The sequence below is a fragment of the Mangrovimonas sp. DI 80 genome (assembly GCF_001975575.1).
GTDB lineage: Bacteria > Bacteroidota > Bacteroidia > Flavobacteriales > Flavobacteriaceae > Mangrovimonas_A > Mangrovimonas_A xylaniphaga.
Genome location: NZ_MSDT01000004.1, coordinates 43,832 through 63,960, shown reverse-complemented (window position 1 = coordinate 63,960; position 20,129 = coordinate 43,832). Strand labels below are relative to the sequence as shown.

The 20,129-nt window shown below is 37.9% G+C and carries 22 protein-coding genes; 12 read left to right on the top strand and 10 right to left on the bottom strand.

Features of this window, described 5'->3' with window-relative positions; all coding sequences use genetic code 11:
• Window positions 1-45: 45 nt before the first annotated feature.
• The gene (locus BKM32_RS08050; protein ID WP_123812085.1) at window positions 46-489 is read left to right on the top strand and encodes a hypothetical protein; all 444 of its coding nucleotides are present in this window, start codon (window positions 46-48) and stop codon (window positions 487-489) included.
• A gap of 6 nt (window positions 490-495) precedes the next feature.
• On the opposite strand, the gene BKM32_RS08045 is transcribed toward BKM32_RS08050, so the two are convergent.
• Window positions 496-1,383 carry a MerR family transcriptional regulator gene (locus BKM32_RS08045; protein ID WP_076663372.1) on the bottom strand — a complete coding sequence of 296 codons (888 nt, stop codon included), beginning with the start codon at window positions 1,381-1,383 and terminating at the stop codon, window positions 496-498.
• A gap of 159 nt (window positions 1,384-1,542) precedes the next feature.
• On the opposite strand from BKM32_RS08045, the gene BKM32_RS08040 reads away from it, so the two are divergent.
• The 5 genes from BKM32_RS08040 (at window position 1,543) to BKM32_RS08020 (ending at window position 6,635) form a co-directional block, all read left to right on the top strand.
• The gene (locus BKM32_RS08040; RefSeq protein ID WP_076663371.1) at window positions 1,543-3,039 is read left to right on the top strand and encodes a fasciclin domain-containing protein; all 1,497 of its coding nucleotides are present in this window, start codon (window positions 1,543-1,545) and stop codon (window positions 3,037-3,039) included.
• Window positions 3,040-3,155: 116 nt separating this feature from the next.
• Complete coding sequence (locus BKM32_RS08035; RefSeq protein ID WP_076663370.1) at window positions 3,156-4,625, top strand: NAD(P)/FAD-dependent oxidoreductase; 1,470 nt, start codon at window positions 3,156-3,158, stop codon at window positions 4,623-4,625.
• Entirely contained in the window at window positions 4,622-5,458 is an 837-nt protein-coding gene (locus BKM32_RS08030) for a squalene/phytoene synthase family protein (protein ID WP_076663369.1), read from the top strand. The genes BKM32_RS08035 and BKM32_RS08030 overlap by 4 nt, the downstream gene beginning before the upstream one ends.
• A gap of 11 nt (window positions 5,459-5,469) precedes the next feature.
• The gene (locus tag BKM32_RS08025) at window positions 5,470-5,928 is read left to right on the top strand and encodes a sterol desaturase family protein (protein ID WP_076663368.1); all 459 of its coding nucleotides are present in this window, start codon (window positions 5,470-5,472) and stop codon (window positions 5,926-5,928) included.
• Window positions 5,928-6,635 carry a lycopene cyclase domain-containing protein gene (locus BKM32_RS08020; protein ID WP_076663367.1) on the top strand — a complete coding sequence of 236 codons (708 nt, stop codon included), beginning with the start codon at window positions 5,928-5,930 and terminating at the stop codon, window positions 6,633-6,635. The genes BKM32_RS08025 and BKM32_RS08020 overlap by 1 nt, the downstream gene beginning before the upstream one ends.
• Here the strand turns inward: BKM32_RS08020 and murC are convergent.
• Together murC and BKM32_RS08010 are read right to left on the bottom strand one after the other, a co-directional pair.
• Entirely contained in the window at window positions 6,628-7,983 is a 1,356-nt protein-coding gene (gene murC, locus BKM32_RS08015; RefSeq protein ID WP_076663366.1) for a UDP-N-acetylmuramate--L-alanine ligase, read from the bottom strand. The two genes, BKM32_RS08020 and murC, sit on opposite strands and share 8 nt — an antisense overlap.
• A gap of 87 nt (window positions 7,984-8,070) precedes the next feature.
• Complete coding sequence (locus BKM32_RS08010) at window positions 8,071-8,802, bottom strand: lipopolysaccharide assembly protein LapB (RefSeq protein WP_076663365.1); 732 nt, start codon at window positions 8,800-8,802, stop codon at window positions 8,071-8,073.
• A 79-nt stretch (window positions 8,803-8,881) separates the two neighbouring features.
• Between BKM32_RS08010 and BKM32_RS16660 the strand changes: the two genes are divergently transcribed.
• Window positions 8,882-9,061 (top strand): T9SS type A sorting domain-containing protein, encoded by a 180-nt coding sequence (locus tag BKM32_RS16660; RefSeq protein ID WP_083702135.1) that lies wholly within the window; start codon window positions 8,882-8,884, stop codon window positions 9,059-9,061.
• Between the two features lie 33 nt (window positions 9,062-9,094).
• On the opposite strand, the gene BKM32_RS08000 is transcribed toward BKM32_RS16660, so the two are convergent.
• The 6 genes from BKM32_RS08000 to BKM32_RS07975 all read right to left on the bottom strand — a co-directional run bounded on the left by BKM32_RS08000 (window position 9,095) and on the right by BKM32_RS07975 (window position 13,602).
• Complete coding sequence (locus BKM32_RS08000) at window positions 9,095-9,820, bottom strand: SDR family oxidoreductase (protein WP_076663364.1); 726 nt, start codon at window positions 9,818-9,820, stop codon at window positions 9,095-9,097.
• 39 nt (window positions 9,821-9,859) lie between these two features.
• Window positions 9,860-10,393 carry a DUF4136 domain-containing protein gene (locus tag BKM32_RS07995; protein WP_076663363.1) on the bottom strand — a complete coding sequence of 178 codons (534 nt, stop codon included), beginning with the start codon at window positions 10,391-10,393 and terminating at the stop codon, window positions 9,860-9,862.
• Between the two features lie 36 nt (window positions 10,394-10,429).
• On the bottom strand, window positions 10,430-11,149 hold the full coding sequence (locus BKM32_RS07990) for an ion transporter (RefSeq protein ID WP_076663362.1): 720 nt from the start codon (window positions 11,147-11,149) through the stop codon (window positions 10,430-10,432).
• An 87-nt stretch (window positions 11,150-11,236) separates the two neighbouring features.
• The gene (obgE, locus tag BKM32_RS07985) at window positions 11,237-12,235 is read right to left on the bottom strand and encodes a GTPase ObgE (protein ID WP_076663361.1); all 999 of its coding nucleotides are present in this window, start codon (window positions 12,233-12,235) and stop codon (window positions 11,237-11,239) included.
• Window positions 12,236-12,283: 48 nt separating this feature from the next.
• Window positions 12,284-12,493 carry a PLD nuclease N-terminal domain-containing protein gene (locus tag BKM32_RS07980; protein ID WP_076663360.1) on the bottom strand — a complete coding sequence of 70 codons (210 nt, stop codon included), beginning with the start codon at window positions 12,491-12,493 and terminating at the stop codon, window positions 12,284-12,286.
• Complete coding sequence (locus tag BKM32_RS07975; RefSeq protein WP_076663359.1) at window positions 12,493-13,602, bottom strand: adenylate kinase; 1,110 nt, start codon at window positions 13,600-13,602, stop codon at window positions 12,493-12,495. Before BKM32_RS07975 ends, BKM32_RS07980 begins: the two co-directional genes overlap by 1 nt.
• 171 nt (window positions 13,603-13,773) lie before the next feature.
• Between BKM32_RS07975 and BKM32_RS07970 the strand changes: the two genes are divergently transcribed.
• The 3 genes from BKM32_RS07970 (at window position 13,774) to BKM32_RS07960 (ending at window position 17,645) form a co-directional block, all read left to right on the top strand.
• Window positions 13,774-14,928 (top strand): 5-(carboxyamino)imidazole ribonucleotide synthase, encoded by a 1,155-nt coding sequence (locus tag BKM32_RS07970; RefSeq protein ID WP_076663358.1) that lies wholly within the window; start codon window positions 13,774-13,776, stop codon window positions 14,926-14,928.
• 3 nt (window positions 14,929-14,931) lie between these two features.
• A complete protein-coding gene (gene purE / locus BKM32_RS07965) occupies window positions 14,932-15,411 on the top strand; it encodes a 5-(carboxyamino)imidazole ribonucleotide mutase (protein WP_053977350.1) in 480 nt (159 codons plus the stop codon).
• Window positions 15,412-15,608: 197 nt separating this feature from the next.
• Window positions 15,609-17,645, top strand: a complete 2,037-nt coding sequence (locus BKM32_RS07960) for a M3 family metallopeptidase (RefSeq protein ID WP_076663357.1) — start codon at window positions 15,609-15,611, stop codon at window positions 17,643-17,645.
• Between the two features lie 66 nt (window positions 17,646-17,711).
• Here the strand turns inward: BKM32_RS07960 and BKM32_RS07955 are convergent, their stop codons facing one another.
• Window positions 17,712-18,815, bottom strand: coding sequence for a ScyD/ScyE family protein (locus BKM32_RS07955; protein WP_076663356.1), 1,104 nt, complete (start codon window positions 18,813-18,815; stop codon window positions 17,712-17,714).
• 295 nt (window positions 18,816-19,110) lie between these two features.
• On the opposite strand from BKM32_RS07955, the gene BKM32_RS07950 reads away from it, so the two are divergent.
• Together BKM32_RS07950 and BKM32_RS07945 are read left to right on the top strand one after the other, a co-directional pair.
• Window positions 19,111-19,332, top strand: coding sequence for a CDGSH iron-sulfur domain-containing protein (locus BKM32_RS07950; RefSeq protein WP_076663355.1), 222 nt, complete (start codon window positions 19,111-19,113; stop codon window positions 19,330-19,332).
• Window positions 19,333-19,579: 247 nt separating this feature from the next.
• A complete protein-coding gene (locus BKM32_RS07945) occupies window positions 19,580-20,128 on the top strand; it encodes a sigma-70 family RNA polymerase sigma factor (RefSeq protein WP_053977347.1) in 549 nt (182 codons plus the stop codon).
• The last annotated feature ends 1 nt before the right edge of the window (window position 20,129 follow it).

The following is a 20,129-nucleotide window of genomic DNA, read 5'->3' as shown; positions in this document are numbered from 1 at the left end:
TAACGCAACCAATTAGCTAAGTTTACATCTTAAACAAAAAGCATCATGAAACGTAATTTCTCGATAATCCTATTTTCTTTAGTCTTTGTATTTGGGATGATTTCCAGTTGCAATGACGATGATGACAATAGTGAAACACCTTCCAATTGCGACCAAGAAACGATATTAAGTTCTGATGAATTCGTAAGCGCAGCGGCCGATCCTTTGATTATTGAGAGCTTAGAAATTGATGATGATTGTTTGCAAATTAGTTTTTACGCTAGCGGATGCGATGGCAGTACTTGGGATCTTAAGCTTATTGACTCAGGAGCCATCCTTGAATCCGATCCTCCTCAAAGAAATCTTCGACTTTCACTTTTAAACCTTGAGCTTTGCGATGCCGTCATCTCCAAGACAATTTCCTTTGATGTTTCCGATCTTCAAGTTGAAGGCACCCAAGTGTACCTCAATATTGTTAATTCGGGAGACCAAATATTATATACCTACTAGAAGGAACTAAGCTTCAACCTGGAAGTTTTGCAAAAATTGCACTAAATCTCCTGGTCCCTTGAGATATGAAGCATTTTGACCTAAAGCTTCCACCTGATTTACTTTAATCACGGGACCTCCAGAAACCACTAAAGGAATATCAGTCATTTCTAGGATGGTTTGAATACTGCCTTCTGTTCTCTCCAAATCATTGGAGGTATATATGGTCATCAATAAATCTGGCTCCACAGCATTTACCACCTTTTCTAAGTTTTCATAAGGTACACTCTGCCCTAGATAAAACACATTCCAACCAGAACTTCTTGTGATGTAATAAGCCAATAACAAAGCTATTTCATGACATTCGCCTTCCGACAAAAACAAGACCATCTTCGGAGCGTTCTTATTACATGGAGCCAAGAGTTCCACAGAATGGAATATCTTCCGACGGATTAAATTTGAAATGAAATGCTCTTGTGCTGGCATGACTTTATTACTGCCCCACAAAACTCCAACCTGCCTAAGGAATGGGTAAATTAAGTGCGTAATGGTAGAAACTAATCCTGCTTTAACAATCTCAGATTTGAATATCTTATCAAACTCAGCTTCATCAAAATTAATCATGGCAACAATCAAGGCGTTTATTTCGTCTTCCTTTGAACCAGATGTCATGGTCTGTGAAACCGCTTCATAGATAGCCTCCGGCGACATTTTGTCTATTTGGGAAATTCTATATCCATTTCTGGTTAAAATTCCAATATTCAAAAGTGCCTTCAACTGTTCTTCAGTGTAATACCGAATATTCGTCTCAGTTCTCATGGGAGTTAAAAAACTATATCTACTCTCCCACTTGCGTAATGTATGCGATTTTATCCCTGTAATTGACACCACCTGTGCCATTGAATAGCTCCCCATTTCAAGTAATTTATAACAAACTTAAATAAAAATAATGAGAAAAAACTTAAAACCCTGAAAAATACCATTTTAAAAATGTAGAACTTATTTTAACATAAAGTTAGACAATTAAAATATTTTACATATATTTGTACAACATTAACTAAAATATTGTTAGACATGAAAAATATACTTCAATTTGCTACACTTATTTTCTTAGTGACCTTCAACACCTCCTGTAGTGATGATGACGACTCTAACGACATCCCTTCAGGACCAACCTTAAACATTGTTCAAACAGCGGCCTCAAATGACGATTTAAGTAGTTTGGTGTCAGCACTTACCGTTGCAGATCAGAATGCCGACTCCGACTTAATCGGTGCCTTAAGTGGAGATGGGCCTTTTACAGTATTCGCCCCAACAAATGACGCATTTTCAGACCTTTTAGGGTCTTTAGACAATTTTAATTCACTTTCCGATTTCGACACCGAAGAAGAACGTGAGTTATTAGGAACAATTCTTCAATATCATGTGATTGCAGGAGCAGCAGCAATGTCATCCGATTTATCTGATGGACAGACCATAACTACCCTACAAGGAGAAAATATCACAGTAAATATAGATGGAGGCGTCTCCATAAGTGATGCTACTTCCACCGAGGCCAATGTTACTACAGCGAATGTGGAAGCTACCAATGGAGTAATCCATATCATAGATAAAGTATTGCTCCCTCAAGAAATAATTGATGTTATTAATCAAGGTACTTTAGTTGATATTGTAGTAGGAGCAGAAAACCTATCTATTTTGGAAGATGTTGTAGTTAAAGTAGGCTTGGTGGAAACTCTTAATAGTGATGGTCCATTTACCGTATTCGCTCCTACCAATGATGCATTTGTTGCACTCTTGGATTCACTAGGTGATGATTACAACAGTTTAGATGATTTCGATACTGAAGAAGAAATTGATCTTTTAAGAAATATAGTTTTATATCACGTTTTAGCAGCAAATGTGCTTTCCACCGATTTATCCGAAACCACGGTTGAAACCGCATTTGCGGGAAATTCACTTGACGTTATTCCTTCAGGAGGTACTTATGTTATAGGTGATGCCTCCGATACCAATGCAAATATTACTGCAGTGGACATTCTAGCATCTAATGGAGTTGCTCATATTATTGACAAGGTTTTATTACCTCAAGCTGCAATTGATTTTGTTAACAGTTTAAGTACTCCAAATATAGTTGAGATAGCCTCCAATGATGAAAGCTTGAGTTTATTGGTTGCTGCACTTGTGCAAGCAGATGCCGGATTGGTAGAACTTCTTCAAACAGATGGTCCATTTACGGTATTCGCACCAACAAACGATGCCTTTGCAGCACTATTGGATACTTTAGGACCTGACTATAATAGTTTAGAAGATTTTGATACTGAAGAAGAGAAAGCACTTCTAGCAAGTGTGCTCACCTATCATGTAGTTGCAGTCGCTGCAGTGTATTCTACAGATTTAACAGATGGACAAATGGTTGAAACAGCTCAAGGCGGTATGCTTACGGTCGATTTGGATGGTGGTGTATTCATTATTGATGAAACAGGAGCGGCGGCTTCTGTGACAGCAGCAGATATAACTGCTAGCAATGGTGTAATCCACATTATTGACCAAGTACTATTGCCTAATTAATATAGCACGTACTCATGATGTACGTTTTTACGTTGGTTGGTTAATTGGTTGAAAACCGGTAATCTACAAATGGTTACCGGTTTTGTATGTAAGAAAAAAATGCTAACTTTAGTAAGATGGCCAAGAAGAAAATAATCATTATAGGCTCAGGATTTTCATCCCTTTCTGCCAGCTGTTACTTGGCTCAGGCTGGTTTTGACGTTTCTATTCTGGAGAAAAACGACACGGTTGGAGGACGAGCCCGACAGCTGAAACGTGATGGTTTTACGTTTGATATTGGTCCAACCTTCTATTGGATGCCGGATGTTTTTGAACGTTTTTTTGAAGATTTCAATACGCATCCTTCCAATTTCTACAACCTAAAAAAATTGGATCCAGCCTATCAAATATATTTTGGACAACAAGATAGCGTTTCAATTTCGGCCGATTTTGAAGACATTAAAGCAACTTTCGAAAACATAGAACCCCAAAGTGGTAACTCCTTACAAAAGTTTATAGATAAGTCTGAAGACAACTACAACCTTGCCATCAAGGATTTGGTATATCAACCCGGGGAATCTGTCACAGAAATTGTGACTTTAAAAACAGTCACTAAATTAAACCGATTTGCTACCAGTATCAAAAAAGATATTTCCCACTATGTCAAAGATGAAAAGCTGCAGCAAATATTAGAATTCCCCGTGCTGTTCCTAGGTGCCAAACCCAGCAACACGCCATCCTTTTACAATTTCATGAACTACGCCGACTTTAAATTGGGAACTTGGCATCCTGAAGGCGGTATGTATATGGTAGTTGAAGCTATGAAAGATTTAGCCGAAAGCCTAGGAGTGAACATACTCAGCAATAGCCCGGTGAAATCGATAAATATTGAAAAAAAATCCGTTACTTCTGTCAAAACAAGCTCCGAAGAATATACTTGCGACATCCTCTTAAGCGGCGCCGATTACCATCATACCGAAACCTTGCTTCCAAAACAGTTCAGACAGTATTCTGAAGCCTATTGGAACAAGAAAACCTTCGCCCCTTCAGCGCTATTGTTTTACGTAGGTTTCGACAAAAAACTTAGCAACGTATCTCATCATACGCTTTGCTTTGACAGTGATTTTGAGATTCATGCCAAAACCATATACAACACCAAAGAATGGCCCGACAATCCACTCTTTTATGCCAGTTTCCCTAGTATTACAGATGCCACAACAGCTCCCGAAGGTAAAGAGGCTGGCATTTTCTTAATTCCATTAGCACCAGATTTAGAAGACAATGAACTTATCAGAAATCATTACTTCAAGCAAATTATAGAGCGTTTGGAACACCTAACGGACCAACCACTTTTTGACCATATTCTTTTTAAGGAATCCTACTGTATCAACAATTTCAAAGAGGACTATAATGCCTATAAAGGGAATGCTTATGGCTTGGCAAACACCCTCATGCAAACCCATGTATTACGCCCTAAATTAAAAAGCAAAAAAGTTAACAACCTCTATTTCTGCGGACAGCTTACCGTACCGGGCCCCGGAGTACCACCTTCTCTTATCTCCGGAAAAATTGTTAGTGAACTGATTCAAAAACACACCAAACTATGAAAGCACTTTTTGACACTTCCAGCCTCAAATGCAGCAAAATTGTAACCCAAGAGTACAGCACTTCCTTTTCCATGGGCATTAAACTTTTTGCACCTTCCATTAGACCTACCATTTATGCCATCTATGGGTTTGTACGCTATGCCGATGAAATTGTCGATTCCTTCCACGAGTACGATCAAGAGGTGTTATTTGAAGAGTTTAAAGAGGAATACCAAAAAGCCATAGAACGAAAAATTAGCTTAAACCCAATATTAAACGCCTTTCAAGAAGTAGCGTGGAAATATGACCTGCATACCTATGCCGATGATTTCTTGAAGCGAATGGAAATGGATTTAAAAATAAAAGACTATACCACCAAAGAGGCCTACGAAAATTATATTTATGGCTCCGCCGATGTAGTTGGTCTTATGTGTCTAAGAGTTTTCACCAATAATGACGAAGACATGTTTCAGCTTTTGAAAACACCAGCACAATACTTGGGTTCGGCGTTTCAAAAGGTCAATTTCTTAAGAGATTTTAAAGACGATATGGAAATACTAGGTCGCTCCTACTTTCCTAATGTAAACAACAATTCCCTATCTGAACTCAACAAAAAAGACATTATTGAAGATATTGAAAATGATTTTCGTGAAGCCTTCAAAGGTATTGTGGTGTTGCCGCTTGAAAGTAGATTAGGTGTGTATTTAGCCTATAAATACTATTTAAATTTATTGAAAAAACTAAAGAGATTGGATTCCAAACATATATTAAATGAGCGCATTAGAATCTCTAACCCCTTAAAAATTCTTATCTTAACAAAGGCTTACATACGCTTTAAATTAAATTTTATCTAAAACATATTGGTATGGAAATTCTATTGTACATAGCAATTACCGTTCTCACATTCTCCTTTATGGAATTGGTTACTTGGTTTACCCATAAATATGTCATGCATGGCTTTTTATGGTATCTCCATGAAGATCACCACCAACCTAAATACCCTCATGTATTTGAGAAAAACGATGCTTTTTTCATCATTTTTGCCATCCCCAGTATAGCGCTATTCTATTTTGGAGCCATTCCAAAATTAAACTTCATGTTTTTTATTGGCTTCGGCATTTTTTTCTATGGCATTGCTTACTTCTTAATCCATGATGTTTTAATTCATCAACGCTTTAAATGGTTTAAAAACATCAAGAACAAATACCTTATTGGACTAAGAAAAGCGCATAAAGTACATCACAAACATTTGGAAAAGGAAGACGGCGAATGCTTCGGAATGCTATGGGTTCCCAAAAAATTTCATAAACAGTTCAAAGCATAATGAGGCCCTACACCTATCTACTTGTAAATTTTGCCTGTATCCTTATTCCTGTTATTGCTAGTTTCTACAGGAAATACCCTTTTTATAAAGATTGGAAAGCCTTTTTTAAGGCCAATGTAATAGTGACCTTTTTATTTTTAATTTGGGATTGGTATTTCACCAATATTGGAGTTTGGGGATTTAACAGCGACTATTTACTAAGAATAAATATTGCCGATTTACCTATTGAAGAAATTCTATTTTTTATCTGTATTCCCTTTGCCTGTGTGTTTACTTATTTCTCCCTAAACTCACTGATTGCAAAGAATCCATTGAACACAATTCAGGCAAAAATCACGACAATTCTAATTGTCGTTTTTACGATTGTTGCAGTTTTAAATTTTGAAAAACTCTATACGCTCAGCGCCTTTGGCCTTTGCTCACTGTATTTAATCTACCTAAAACTCAAAAAAGTCGACCTAGCTTTTCATTACCTCACTTACCTCTGTATATTACCGTTTTTTTTTGCGAGCAACGGCATTTTAACAGGTTCTTTGCTGGACGCTCCCATTGTTTGGTATAACAATAGTGAAAACCTTGGTATTAGGATTGCCACCATCCCTATTGAGGATAGTGTTTATGGCATGTTGCTTATATTTTTAAATATTGAATGCTACAGGTATTTTAAAACCAAGAACATTCAAAATACCCAACAAGCAATTATTTGATAATTGATTTTACAGTATTAAAATCAAGTCCTCCATAATTTCCTGAACTCATTAACAATAGAGCTTTATTGGTAAAATCCTGTGAAAACAAATAGTCTTTAAACGATTCTGGATCGGTATAGATAATGAGGTCGTCCCTTTCGAATGCATCCGCTATTTGTTGATGCGTCACCTCTTCCAATTGCTTAATCTTTACTGCATGAGGTGAATAGAACACCACAGCCACATCGGCAGCATCCAGAGCACCTTTGTATTCTTTTAAAAATTCGGCATTCAAACTACTATAAGTATGCAACTCCAAACAAGCCACTACAGTTTTGTCTGGATATTGTTCTTTCATAGCCGTTGTCGTGGCCGACACCTTACTTGGAGAATGTGCAAAATCTTTATAGGCCACGGATGTTTTTCCTTCTGTAATCTTTTCTAATCGCTTACTAGCTCCTTTAAAAGTTGCAATGGCTTCGTAAAAATCATCTTCATCTACCCCCATATGCTGACAAATCCACTTGGCTCCAGCGAGATTGTTCAAATTATGCTTTCCAAATACTTCAATAGGAAGTGGTCCCTCTGGTGTTTCCAATAGAGTTTCCCCATCTTCAACAGTATATTCTGGTGTATAGTAAGGCAACTTTCTAATCGTATTTTCACTGGCTTCTACAACGCGTTTCAGCGCTTCATCTTCGGCATTATATGAAATACTTCCTCCCTTAACAATACTGTCCACAAAAATTTTGAACTGCTCCACATAATTATCAAAAGTTGGAAATACATTGATATGATCCCAAGCAATCCCACTCAACAAAGCAATGTTGGGTTGGTATAAATGAAACTTCGGTCTTCGATCTATCGGAGAACTTAAATATTCGTCACCTTCCAAAACAATAAAATCATTGTCATCGGTAAGTTTTACCATAACATCAAAACCCTCCAGTTGGGCACCCACCATAAAATCAACATCAATATCATGATAATTCATAACATGTAAAATCATGGATGTAATCGTGGTCTTACCATGACTTCCACCAATAACAACACGTGTTTTATGCTTGGATTGTTCGTACAAAAATTCAGGATAGCTATAGATTTTCAATCCTAATTCCTGAGCCTTTAAAAGTTCAGGATTATCAGCTTTGGCATGCATTCCTAGAACTACAGCATCTAAATCGGCAGTAATTTTTTCAGGAAACCATCCATAGGCTTCTGGCAACAAGCCTTTACTTTCCAATCTTGATTTGGAAGGATCAAAAATTTCATCATCGCTTCCAGTTACCTGATATCCTTTATTGTGTAATGCGATGGCTAAATTATGCATTGCTGCCCCGCCAATAGCTATAAAATGTACGTTCATAACATAGGTTTGTAAGTGTTCAAATATAAGGATTGCTGCTGTAAGGCCGAAGCTTCCTTACATAAGTTTTGCACGTAACTTTTAAGATTACATTTTTTGTTCAATCTCCACAATTTGACTCAAAAGAGCTTCACTTGGATATTTAACATAAGCTTCTTGGAGATTCTTCAGTGCCTTTTCCAATTCGTCTTGCGACATATAAAATTCTATAAGCTTCTTATAACAAGTTAAAGAGCCACCAACCACAACGGCCTTTTTATAATAGGTTTCGGCCAAGCCAAAATTCTCTCCATTAAAATACACAAAACCCTTAGCCAAATAGCCATCTACCAAAGACAGTTCCTCCAGCTGAATAGCATATTGCATAGCATTATCTAAGCCGCCACCTAAAATTATGGGGAGCTTCACATACAACTCTACCAAGGCCCACCTAGTATCAATATGAGTTGGGTCCAAACTAGCCGCTTTTAAGAACGCCTCCTCCACGTCTCCAATAATAGCCAATGCCCTAATTTTATTGATGCTTAGTGCTTTCATGCCTAAGGCGCCTCCATATTTGTATTGATAATTAGCAATATTAGGACGTATCGCTACCAACTTTTCATACTCTATAATCGCTTTATCCCATTCTTTTTGGTGACCATAAACGTCTCCCAACAACTCTATGGCTTCCAAATCTTCAAAACTATCAGTATGAGGTAACAGCAATTTTTCTGCACGGGAGAATTCCTTTTTCTCGATCAAAGTCCGAACCAATTTCCGATCCAATTGACCAAACCCAACCAAAGGCAAAAAGATTAATAAAATCAACCAACGCATAGAGTTAATGTTCTTGTAGTATTAAAGATAATGACACTTTCTTGTTTTTACAAAGATGCGTATATTTTGAAATTCAAGAATACCCAATCAGAACCTTTCAGTGGGAATTAGTGCTTTAAACGGAAAACAAATCTTCTCCTCACAATTGAATAATGGTACAACCCAACTAGACATCAGTCAGCTTGAAAGTGGTATCTACTTGGCCAATTTCTACGCCAATAATATTCTTATTGCAACAAAAAAAGTCATTAAAAATTAACAAAAAGAAAGCCCGCTAAAGTGGGCTCATTTACTATTTACTTGGAGGCATCGATGGTCTCACTTCTATTTTACTCGGCAACGTCCTAGGATTCATTTTAACTAAATCCACAACCAACTCGCCAATATCCTCACTCTGTATTTTCCAAGCATCACTATCATTTGGCACATGGTTATTAAAATAAGTAGCCACAGAGCCAGGCATAATAGTGCTCACCTTAATTCCGTACTTTCTCAAGTCGAGCATTGCAGCCTGGGTAAATCCTGTCACCCCAAATTTGCTGGCATTATAAGCCGAACCATTCGCAAAAAAATTGGTTCCCGCTAAACTGGAAATGGTTATAAAATATCCCTTTGATTTTTTCAAAGCTTCAACTCCAGCTTTAAGAGTATAAAATACTCCCGAAAGATTGGTATCAATAGTATCTTTCCAATCCTCTACACTTAAATCCTCAACAGAATCAAAATGTCCAACTCCCGCGTTTGCAACCAAAATATCCAATTGTCCAAACTCACTCAAAACATCGGCCACTGCTTCCTTTATACTTTCAAAATCCTTTACATCCCCCTTTACTCCAATAGCTTTGGCCTTAGTCGTTTTATGGGCATTTAACATTCCTGCTGCTTCATGTGCAGTAGCACTGCTTCTGCTCGTGATTGCCACATTCACTCCTTGTGCCATTAATGATTGGGCAATGCCAAAACCAATTCCTTTTGTTCCTCCTGAAATTAGAGCAACCTTATGTTCTAATGTTTCCATGATTTTATTTTACAACTTCTATTTATGCAATTATTTAATTTATTTTTTTGTTGGAGGGTACCCCTTTAAAATCTCAGTTGCAATTGTTTTAAATTTTGCTTCTTTAGCTTCAGGAGCATCATCTTGATAAAAGGAATCTTCACTTATCGCCTGCCAAAACAAGCCTCCTCCTTGGGGATCCACAAAATCTACTTGAATCTGCCTGTTTAAGGTAGATTGCCCAACAGGAATTCCCACAGAAATGCCTCCTCCCATATTTCTGCCGCTACCACCAAAACCAACGCCCACGGAACTTTGACTTCCCACGTTATAGGCATTACTCTGAACATTTATTAAAAAATCTGGAGAATCAGACAGCATCATGCCCTTAGCTGCCATAGCAGCATCCAAGGCATCCAAAAACCGATTGGCATCCAATTCACTCATACCAATATTTAAATCCTGAAAGTAGTTATAGGTTTTATATTTAGAAAAATCTGTGTTCCTTTCATAATCATAATTAACCCTAACTGGAGCGCAAGCAACCAAGGACAAAAAAAGAAGGCAGATAAAGACGGAAAAACGGTTCTTCATTTTTCTTATAAAGATACAAAAAGAAAGAGGAGAAAGTTATTCTTCCAAATCTGCATTTTTACTGTCAATAGACTTTGTTAAAGCTGAAGATATTATTCCTGTTGGAATTGCAATAATTCCCAAACCAATCAATAAAATAAAAAAAGTAAAGGCTTTACCTCCCACTGTAACTGGATATACATCGCCATATCCAACTGTAGTAAGTGTAACTATAGCCCACCAAAGACTATCAAAAACCGAAGAAAACACCTCTGGCTGAGCTGAATTTTCAAAATAATAAATCCCTACAGCCGCAAAATAGATAAGAATAAATGTGACTATCAAAAAAAGAAAAATCTCTTCTTTAGCCATTTTAATCGCTTGAGAAAAATGACGCAGTGCCTTGTTGTATCTCACCAATTTCAGAATGCGAATCAACCTCAAAAATCTTAGCGCTCTTAACGACCTTAAATCTATTCCAAATGATAAATAAAAAGGTAAAATAGCTAACAAATCAATTATTCCGAAAAAGCTAAAAATGAATTTAAACTTTTTATCTGCCACATATATTCTTAGCAAATATTCAATACTAAAAACAATAACGCTAAACAGTTCGATGAAATTCAAAACTGCTTTTATTTGAGGTTTTAAATTAGGGATAGTCTCAATAGAAAAAGTCACTATTGAAACAAAAATTAGCGCTTGAATAAAAAAGGCAAAAAACCTACTTTTATTATTGTCGTTAAATTCTACAATACTTTTTAGATAAGCTTTCATTATTTAATGGTTGGAAGCGTAAAAAAACAAAAAAGGCTTGAAAAATGAAACTTTCCAAGCCTTTTTTGTTTTTAGATGTAATCGTCTCTATGGATTAAGCATTTTCCATAGTTTGTCTTTAAGTTGGGTAATCCCTTGTTGAGCTACAGAGGAAATAAACATATACGGAATTGGCAAACTCTTATCCAATTCTTCCTTTAGTTCTGCTTTGAGTTCATCATCCAACATATCACATTTTGAGATGGCTACCATACGTTCCTTATCCAACATTTCTGGATTATAACGCCTTAACTCATCCAACAAAATATTGTATTGCTCTAAAATGTCATTGGCATCGGCAGGCACCAAAAACAGTAAAATAGAATTTCTCTCGATGTGACGCAAGAAATAATGTCCCAATCCTTTCCCCTCGGCAGCACCTTCAATAATCCCAGGAATATCGGCCATTACAAAGGTTTGGAAATCGCGGTATTCCACTATCCCCAAATTAGGCTTCAATGTCGTAAACTCGTAATCCGCTATTTTAGGCTTTGCTGAAGTAATCACAGATAGCAAAGTAGATTTCCCTGCATTTGGAAATCCTACCAAACCAACATCTGCCAGCACCTTAAGCTCCAAAGTAACATCCTTTTCTTCAAGAGGCATTCCTGGTTGCGCATAGCGAGGTGTTTGGTTTGTAGCCGACTTAAAATGCCAGTTTCCGCGACCTCCCATGCCACCTTCGGCCAAGATTCTTTCTTCTTGGTCCTCGGTAATTTCAAATAGAATTTTATTGGTTTCGGTATCCCGTATAACCGTTCCCAAAGGCACATCGATGTACATATCCTCTCCATCGGCCCCTGTACTCCTGGCCTTGCTTCCGTTTTCTCCATGTCCAGCACGGACGTGTCGTTTAAACTTTAGGTGAAGTAATGTCCACAGGTTACTATTCCCTCGAATAATAACATGTCCTCCACGACCACCGTCACCCCCATCGGGACCACCTTTGGCAATGTACTTTTCACGATGTAAATGAGCAGACCCTTGGCCTCCTTTACCAGAAGACACATGGATTTTTACATAATCTACAAAATTTCCTTCCGTCATATTATTCCTTGTATATAAAGGTCTGTGTTTTAATATCTAAATAGCTACTTAAGATAAACGCTTGGATCTTCCTATGGCGAAATACAAAATAGAACCAAGAAAAGGTGCAAATATTACCACCAGCGCCCAAAGTAACTTTTCGTTACCGTTAAACCTACCTCTCAAAACACTAATTAGTGCCAACAAAGGTAGCAGTACGCCAATCAGAGCAACAATCAACAAGGCTCCTTGAAAAATTCCAACAGATACCGTCTCCATTACAACTTGTCAATTACCGCGCTTAGTCTTTCAGTAATATCTTTGATACTTCCAACACCATCCACTCCAAAATATTTGTTTTGGGCTGAATAGTAATCCTTTAAAATGGCTGTTTTATTGTAGTATTCCACAATTCGGTTTCTAATAATGCTTTCATCGGCATCATCAGCTCTTCCACTAGTTTTTCCGCGCTCCAACAAACGCTCAACCAATACTTCATCGTCAACTTCCAAAGCAATCATAGCATTGATTTGAGAATCCTTGCTATCCATTAACTTATCCAAAGCTTCTGCCTGTGCATTGGTACGTGGAAATCCGTCAAAAAGGAACCCATTGGCATCGGCATTCTTTTCAACTTCTGCATTCAACATATCAATTGTAACCTGGTCTGGAACCAATTCACCTTTATCAATGTAGGACTTAGCCAACATTCCCAAGGCTGTTTCATTTTTAATGTTGTATCGAAACACATCACCTGTAGAGATGTGTACCAAATTGTATTTCTGTTTTAAAAATTCTGCTTGTGTTCCTTTTCCGGCGCCTGGAGGTCCAAATAGTACCAAGTTTGTCATGTGTTGTGTGGTTTTTAATTGGTATATGGTAGGCAAGTCCCTTCCCAATCCATCGTAATCCAATCCGTAGCCTACAATAAATTTGTCGGGAATTTCCAAACCTACATAATGAAGTTTAAAATCTCTTTTGTACGCTTCCGGTTTAAAGAACAAAGTGGCAATAATCAGTTTCTTCACATTCTCATTTTTAAAGATCCTGTGCACTTCTGCCAATGTCCTTCCGGAATCAATAATGTCTTCCAAAATTACAACCGTACGTCCCGATAAATCCTGGGTAAGGCCAATCAATCTCTGGATATCTTCGGAAGACTTCAAGCCTTCGTAGGATGCCAGTTTAATAAAGGTCACCTCACATGGTTTAGGGTATTTTTTTACAAAATCGCTCACAAACATGAACGATCCATTTAAAATCCCAACAAACACGGGCACCTCATCCTTCAAATCTTCAGAAATTTGGTCCACCATACGCTGTACGGTCCCCTCCAATTCTTGTTCTGAAACAAATGGTTTAAAGTATAAGTCGTGAAGTTTGATCACTTGTTTTTAATTTTAGAAACGCAAAGATAATCATTTGAGTAACGATTTGCGAATTCTGCTTTAGATTGTTTTGTTTTTTAGTTTTTTCACAGGGTTTTGATTTGTACTTTTGTAGCCTCATTATAAGATTGAAGTATAACTAAAACAACTCCCTTTTTCTGGGAAATACATATGAATTTATTCTCTTCTGAATTTAAACTAGGTATTCTTGGTGGTGGGCAATTGGGCAAAATGATGCTCTATGACACCAGAAAGTTTGACATTGCCACCTACGTCCTTGATCCAAGTAACGAAGCGCCTTGTAAAATTGCCTGTAACCAATTCCAACAAGGGGATTTAATGGACTTTGATACCGTTTATAACTTCGGTAAGCAGGTAGATGTTCTTACCTTTGAAATTGAAAACGTAAATGTAGATGCTCTTGAAGCCTTGGAAAAAGAAGGGATTAAAGTATACCCTGCTTCCAAAACCTTGAGAAGCATTCAAAATAAAGCTACCCAAAAACTCTTCTACAGAGACCACAACATACCTACCGCAGATTTTAACCGATTTGCCTACACTTCTGAAATCGAGGAAGCCATCCACAATGGAGGTCTTACTTTACCATTTGTTTGGAAAAGTGCCCAATTTGGATATGATGGCAATGGGGTGAAAATTGTTCGAGAGATAGCAGATTTAAAGGAACTGCCAAATGTGGAGTGCATTGCTGAAACAATGGTGCCTTTCAAAAATGAATTGGCGGTTACTGTGGCAAGAACTCCAGATGGAGAAATGAAAGTATATCCTGTGGTAGAAATGGAATTTCACCCAGAAGCCAACCAAGTGGAGTACGTTATTTGTCCGGCAAGGATAGACGATAAAGTAGCCGAAAAAGCTAAGGCAGTAGCCTTAAAAGTATCGGAGGCATTTCAACATGTAGGACTATTGGCCGTAGAGATGTTCCAAACAAAAGATGACGAAATTTTGGTGAACGAAGTAGCACCAAGACCTCACAATTCTGGTCACCAAACCATTGAGGCTAGCTACACATCGCAATTTGAACAACACCTAAGAGCCATTTTAAACTTACCTTTAGGAAACACCGATAATAAAGTTGGCGGAATTATGGTTAATTTAGTAGGTGCTGAAGGTCATACAGGAAATGTGGTCTACCAAAACATTGAAGACATCATGAAACTGGATGGCGTAACCCCGCATATTTATGGTAAAAAGCAAACACGACCATTTAGAAAAATGGGTCATGTTACCATCGTAAATGAAGACATCAGTGAAGCAAGAAGGGTTGCCGAACAAGTAAAAAGTACAATAAAAGTAATAAGCGAATAAAATATGAGTAAAGTAGGAATCATCATGGGAAGTAAGAGCGACCTGCCAGTAATGCAGGACGCTATTGATATTTTAAAAGGATTCGACATTGAAGTTGAAGTGGATATTGTTTCCGCTCATCGTACTCCTGAAAAACTGTTCGACTATGGCAAAAATGCCCATACCAGAGGGTTTTCAGTAATTATTGCTGGCGCTGGTGGAGCCGCTCACCTACCAGGTATGATTGCGTCCTTATCTCCTCTTCCTGTTATTGGAGTTCCTGTAAAAAGCAGCAATTCTATTGACGGTTGGGATTCTGTACTGTCTATTTTACAAATGCCAGGCGGTGTGCCTGTGGCAACTGTTGCCTTAAACGGCGCCAAAAATGCAGGTATCTTGGCAGCACAAATTATTGGAAGCTCCGATAAATGTGTCTTGGATAAAATTATGGTTTACAAAGAAGGACTTAAAGCTGCCGTAATAGAATCGGCCAAAAACCTATAAATAAAAAAACCTCGACGGAAGTCGAGGTTTTAAAGCTATTAATCAATTATTTTAAGAGTCATTTCTGACGCCTTTAATGATTCGAGGACAAAAGTAGCAATATAATTCAAAAACAAATCAAAAAATATCGTTAATTAATCCTAAAATTGTCGTCCTAAAGAAAAGGAGTACAACCTAGGTCAAATTAATGCCTCCATATGAATATTCTCAACAAACCATTTGATACGCCGTTCAATACAGCCCCATTCTCAAAACTAAAAAACGAAGATTTTCTCCCAGCTTTCAAAGAAGGAATTGCTCAGGCTAAAGCCGAAATTGATGCTATTACCACTAATCCGGAAGCGCCAACATTTCAAAATACGGTGGAAGCTTTGGATTTTTCCGGGGAACAATTGGATCGTATTTCGAGCATTTTTTTCAACTTAAATTCTGCTGAAACCAATGACCAAATTCAAAAAATAGCGCAAGAGGTTTCTCCTTTATTATCGGAATTCAGTAATGACATCACTTTAAACGAGGATCTTTTTAAACGTATCAAGGCAGTTTATGAGGTGAAAGATGAATTGGAGTTGACTACGGAACAGCACACCTTATTGGATAAAAAATATAAAAGCTTTTCAAGAAACGGGGCCAACTTACCCGAAGACAAAAAGCAACAGCTACGGGAAATTGACAAAAATTTAAGTCAGCTTAAGTTGAAGTTTGGCGAAAATGTACTGGCAGAAACCAACAACTTCGAGATGGTCATTACCAATGAAGACGATTTGGAGGGACTGCCAGAGGGTGCTAAAGAAGCAGCCAAACAATTGGCAGAATCCAAAAACGTGGAGGGTTGGATTATCACCTTGGATTACCCTAGCTACATTCCGTTCATGACCTATGCCAGCAACAGGGAATTACGCAAAAAATTGGCCATTGCCTTTGGAGCCAAAGCATTCAAAAACGATAAGCTGGACAATCAGGAAAACGTTTTGCAAATTGCTAAACTTCGTTACCAACGCGCCAACCTTTTGGGCTATAAAACCCATGCCCATTTTGTTTTGGAAGAGCGTATGGCTAAAACCCCAGACAACGTCAACAAATTCCTTTATGAATTACTTGACAAAGCCAAACCTGCAGCAGAACGTGAGTTTGCCAACCTACAAGAGTTTGCCAAAGAATTGGACGGCATTGAAGTGCTTCAAAAATGGGATTCTTCTTATTACGCTGAAAAATTGAAGCAAAAACTTTTTGATTTGGATGACGAGAAACTAAAGCCGTATTTCAAATTAGAAAATGTAATTGATGGGTCTTTTACGGTGGCTAAAAAACTATATGGACTTCATTTTGAAGAAATTCATGATATTGACAAATACCATACAGATGTTCTTACCTATAAAGTTACTAATGAACAAGGTGATTTAGTAGCCATTTTCTACGCCGACTTTTTTCCTAGACCGGGAAAAAGAAACGGTGCGTGGATGACATCTTTCAAACCACAATTTAGAAAAAATGGCACCAATGAAAGACCTCATATTTCCATTGTGTGCAATTTTACAAAACCTACAAAAAGCAAACCTTCATTATTAACCTTCAATGAAGTGACTACGTTGTTCCACGAATTTGGTCATGCCCTGCACGGTATGTTGGCTGACACCACCTACCCTAGTTTATCAGGAACCAGCGTATTCTGGGATTTTGTAGAGCTTCCGAGCCAAGTTTTGGAAAACTGGTGCTATGAAAAAGAAGCTTTGGAATTGTTTGCTAAGCACTACGAAACTGGCGAATTAATTCCAATGGAATTAGTGAATAAAATTAAGGAATCAGCAACGTTCCATGAAGGTATGCAAACCTTAAGACAACTGAGTTTTGGCCTTTTGGATATGAGCTGGCACGGTCAGGATCCTTCACCAATTGCGGATGTGAAGAAACATGAAATCGAAGCTTTTGAAAGCACGAGACTCTACCCAGATGTTCCAGAAAACTGTATGAGCACCTCATTTTCCCATATTTTCCAAGGAGGCTATTCTTCCGGATACTACAGTTATAAATGGGCCGAAGTTTTAGACGCAGATGCTTTTGAGTATTTCACAGAACAGGGCATCTTCAACAAACAAGTGGCCCAAAAGTTCATGGATAACATATTATCGCAAGGTGGAACCGAAGACCCAATGACACTTTACAAGCGTTTTAGAGGTAAAGAACCACAACCAGAAGCACTTTTAAGAAGAGCTGGTTTGATAGAAAAACAATAGTTTTTAACATAAGAAAAGGGCGATGATTATCGCCCTTTTATTTTTGATATAATAGAATCTTTCTTCTCAATAAGAAATCTGTACCACCTCGGCCAAGCCAGGTATCAAGGCGTTTTGTGTCGCCCATAGATTGCCCTGCTTATCAAATGTAATGGCCGTAAGCAAAGGAATACCTGTCGCGATAGTTGTAACTTCCATAGTTTCCATATTACACATCTTAATATTTCCTCCCATTCCTGTTTGTAACACTTCCACTGCAAACCAACTTTGTTCATCAAGTTCTGCTACATACAAATTACCATCAGGACCAAAGGTTAAATCGACAATAGATGTAAAACCTCCGCTAAAAAACTTTACACAATCTTCGCTTGAGCCACACATGGCTCCTGAAGCATCTGGAGCAATACGCCAAATATTAGACGCACCTGTAGGCCCAGGAAAGCCCTTTAACTCTCCAACATAATAATAGCCATCAGGACCAATAGCTACAGATGTAGGAACTGCTTGAGCAGGCATCATTGGAACGTTGCAAAGAAACTCGAATCCCGGAATAGGTTCTGGACAGCCTACTAAGGCTTGAACATTTGCAGTTGACACCAATTCATTTGGAAATACGGCAACCACTTCAATGTTACCCTGATTGTCGATCCTAAGCAAATCATTAGCGCCTGCATCCGCCACCAAAGCTTCATTGGCATTTGTGGCCGCAACCGCATAAGGATTGGAATCTACATCTTGCCCGTCTGGGTTATTTTCTTCCTCAAATAGAAATAGATTCGCAATTTGATTGACACCCCCATTTCCAACTCGATAAATTGCTTGACCAGAGTCCATGGTGTTCTGGCCACCTCCCCCTCTTGCTGCCCACATGACTCCATTCCCTATTGGAGCAATAGATGTTACTCCTGGAAGCGAAAATTGCAATACACCAAGTGAATTAGAAATACCAATTGGCACATCGGCAACTAAAATGTTATTGTTTGGACTTAGTGCTAGGTCAAATAATGGACCATTTAAAGACCCTGCCTCCTTACGGCTAGCATCAGCGGCAGCGCCATTAAGCGTTGGGTTAATAACCGTTGCGTCTGATTGGGATACTGGCTCAGAACTACAGCCAAATACAAGAAGGACCAACATGGCAGCCACTCCCCTAATTGATGATTTTTTCATTTTGATAAGTTTTTAAGTTTGATTGCACTTGAATTCAGAAAACTGAATTATTAAACCCAGAACAGAAGATTAAATGAGGTAGAAACGGAAGCCCAAACTGTAAATTTTAAAGAAAAAAATTCAGTATGGAATGCAATAACCAGCTATAGGAGAGAGTATTAAAGATACTAAAAATCAAACAAACAAAAATTCAATTCACTCATAACCACATATTTAGGCGACATATAACGCAAAACTGTAGACGAAATTTTAAAAATGCATATCTTAGCTATGAACAAGTAATAATATATCAAATATGTCTAAAACCAAACTCACAATACTTAGCAACGGTAGCGTAAAAGTAGATGGCGATTTTGAAATTGTCGATAAAGAAGGGAATGTCTACGGTTTAGGAGGCCGAACCTTAGTCTCGCTTTGCCGCTGCGGAAGATCAGAGAACAAACCGTTTTGTGATGGCAGCCATCGCAACCATTTTGAACATGAAGCAAAAGCTTTCGACTTACCTCCTAAGCCATAAAACCCAGAACTAATTCTTTAAGGGTAGTTTTATTACAGTATTAATGCTAAACCATAAAAAATCAATTGTACTCAACAATAGTTGTTTCTAGTGCAATTGATTTTTTGGTTTAAACCTTGTTTCTCTAACTAAATTTAGAATTCACAACTAACAGTTCGAGTACAATATTCCTTTTAACATATTACCTGTAAGGACTATAGAAACTGATTTTTTTATCCTAAATTTGAAGAAACAGATGTAAGACAATATGCCAAAACACCAATTAGATCCTACCAAATGGGTCGCGCTTTACTCCGATTATCTGTTCAATTATACCATTGCTAGGGTAAACGATAGGGAAACCGCCAAAGACTTGGTTCAAGAAGCATTTTTTTCGGCATTGAAATCCATGAAAAACTTCAAGGGTGAGGCCAGTGAACGTACTTGGCTCATTTCAATTTTAAAGCGAAAAATTATTGATTACTATCGAAAATCAAACTCCAAAAAAGGACAGGCCGAAATACGGATTTCCTATAATTCACCAAAAGATGATGGCGATTGGTTGGCAGAACGCGTGGCCGATCTTGATAAAACAGCCGAAGGCAAACTGGAAAACAAAGAACTGGGAGATGCAATCCATGAGTGCATGAGCAAACTTCCTGAAAAGCAAGCCTTGGTGTTTAGAATGAAGACCATTGAGGGGATGGACACCGAAACCATCTGTAATGAATTAAAAATAACGCCGTCTAACCTTTGGGTTATCATCCATAGGGCCAGAACTGCAATGGCCGAATGCCTCGAACAAAATTGGTTTTAAT

Coding starts and splice junctions, on each gene's coding strand:
- BKM32_RS08050 (WP_123812085.1), top strand. CDS start 46: ATGAAACGTAATTTCTCGATAATCCTATTTTCTTTAGTCTTTGTATTT.
- BKM32_RS08045 (WP_076663372.1), bottom strand. CDS start 1,383: ATGGGGAGCTATTCAATGGCACAGGTGGTGTCAATTACAGGGATAAAA.
- BKM32_RS08040 (WP_076663371.1), top strand. CDS start 1,543: ATGAAAAATATACTTCAATTTGCTACACTTATTTTCTTAGTGACCTTC.
- BKM32_RS08035 (WP_076663370.1), top strand. CDS start 3,156: ATGGCCAAGAAGAAAATAATCATTATAGGCTCAGGATTTTCATCCCTT.
- BKM32_RS08030 (WP_076663369.1), top strand. CDS start 4,622: ATGAAAGCACTTTTTGACACTTCCAGCCTCAAATGCAGCAAAATTGTA.
- BKM32_RS08025 (WP_076663368.1), top strand. CDS start 5,470: ATGGAAATTCTATTGTACATAGCAATTACCGTTCTCACATTCTCCTTT.
- BKM32_RS08020 (WP_076663367.1), top strand. CDS start 5,928: ATGAGGCCCTACACCTATCTACTTGTAAATTTTGCCTGTATCCTTATT.
- murC (WP_076663366.1), bottom strand. CDS start 7,983: ATGAACGTACATTTTATAGCTATTGGCGGGGCAGCAATGCATAATTTA.
- BKM32_RS08010 (WP_076663365.1), bottom strand. CDS start 8,802: ATGCGTTGGTTGATTTTATTAATCTTTTTGCCTTTGGTTGGGTTTGGT.
- BKM32_RS08000 (WP_076663364.1), bottom strand. CDS start 9,820: ATGGAAACATTAGAACATAAGGTTGCTCTAATTTCAGGAGGAACAAAA.
- BKM32_RS07995 (WP_076663363.1), bottom strand. CDS start 10,393: ATGAAGAACCGTTTTTCCGTCTTTATCTGCCTTCTTTTTTTGTCCTTG.
- BKM32_RS07990 (WP_076663362.1), bottom strand. CDS start 11,149: ATGAAAGCTTATCTAAAAAGTATTGTAGAATTTAACGACAATAATAAA.
- obgE (WP_076663361.1), bottom strand. CDS start 12,235: ATGACGGAAGGAAATTTTGTAGATTATGTAAAAATCCATGTGTCTTCT.
- BKM32_RS07980 (WP_076663360.1), bottom strand. CDS start 12,493: ATGGAGACGGTATCTGTTGGAATTTTTCAAGGAGCCTTGTTGATTGTT.
- BKM32_RS07970 (WP_076663358.1), top strand. CDS start 13,774: ATGAATTTATTCTCTTCTGAATTTAAACTAGGTATTCTTGGTGGTGGG.
- purE (WP_053977350.1), top strand. CDS start 14,932: ATGAGTAAAGTAGGAATCATCATGGGAAGTAAGAGCGACCTGCCAGTA.
- BKM32_RS07960 (WP_076663357.1), top strand. CDS start 15,609: ATGAATATTCTCAACAAACCATTTGATACGCCGTTCAATACAGCCCCA.
- BKM32_RS07955 (WP_076663356.1), bottom strand. CDS start 18,815: ATGAAAAAATCATCAATTAGGGGAGTGGCTGCCATGTTGGTCCTTCTT.
- BKM32_RS07950 (WP_076663355.1), top strand. CDS start 19,111: ATGTCTAAAACCAAACTCACAATACTTAGCAACGGTAGCGTAAAAGTA.
- BKM32_RS07945 (WP_053977347.1), top strand. CDS start 19,580: ATGCCAAAACACCAATTAGATCCTACCAAATGGGTCGCGCTTTACTCC.